Origin of the sequence: Halorubrum sp. SP3 (assembly GCF_005435195.1) — an archaeon.
Classification (GTDB): domain Archaea; phylum Halobacteriota; class Halobacteria; order Halobacteriales; family Haloferacaceae; genus Halorubrum; species Halorubrum sodomense.
In genome coordinates this window covers 1-856 of the sequence record NZ_SGTU01000162.1, presented here as the reverse complement: position 1 = coordinate 856, position 856 = coordinate 1, and the positions used below count along the sequence as shown (strand labels likewise).

Below are 856 nucleotides of genomic sequence, written 5' to 3'. Positions count from 1 at the left end.
TATCGGGGGGTGGTATTTTTCGCAACAGCGCTTCCACTGGTAGCTGGAACAGCCTACGCGGTCTACAGGGCAGTGACAGTGGATGGAGGCGGTGCTGACCCTGCGCTAACTGTTCAAGCCGGCTACTTTTTGTTTGTCTTGGTTGCCGGACACCTCGTCTATGATGGATTGGCGCTCAAAACTGAGAATCTATTTACTCAACTGAAAGACAGCAGTATTGTCTCGCAACCGGCGTATGACGAGTTTTATGCCGAACTTACGACCGTATTAGGTGATACGCTCACTGTTGGGCCGATAGCGATATCACGATCAGTGGCGTTTGCGCTCGTTGTTGCGTTGGGCCCACTACTGTTGCCAGTTATTGTGAGCCCGTGGGCCGGATGGGGTGAGATTGCGTATGTGGTCTATGCCATTGTAACACTGTTTGTGATCGCGATGCTGTATGACGTGTTTCTGTTGGTGTACAAATTTACGGACCTTCTCCAGCGAGATATCCTCACATATCAGCCATTCCATCCCGACGATCATGGTGGCTTTCGTGATTTCGGTCGGTTTGCAACTCGTGTCAACGTGATATTGGTGATCGCTGGAGGCTACGTTGCGTATCGGTTTTACGCTGAAGGGGTGCTTAATATTCCCGCGGATGGGATCGAGCCAACGCTGCTGGGCCTCACGTGGGTAGTGTTGTATATCGGCCCGATTGCCGCGTATGCCGCGTTAGCGTTGTTCTGGCTGTATCACTCGTTTTGGCGTCTTCATCAAAAAATGGAAGACGGACGCCAGAAGCGGATCGAAGAGCTCCAACGAGAGACAAAGGGGGACGACCAACAGCCACGACAAGACTTCGCTGACCTAG

The 856-nt window shown here is 52.2% G+C and carries 1 pseudogene; it reads left to right on the top strand.

The window, feature by feature from the left end:
* Positions 1–72: 72 nt before the first annotated feature.
* Positions 73–856, top strand: a pseudogene (locus tag EXE42_RS16045) (hypothetical protein); the annotation flags it as partial.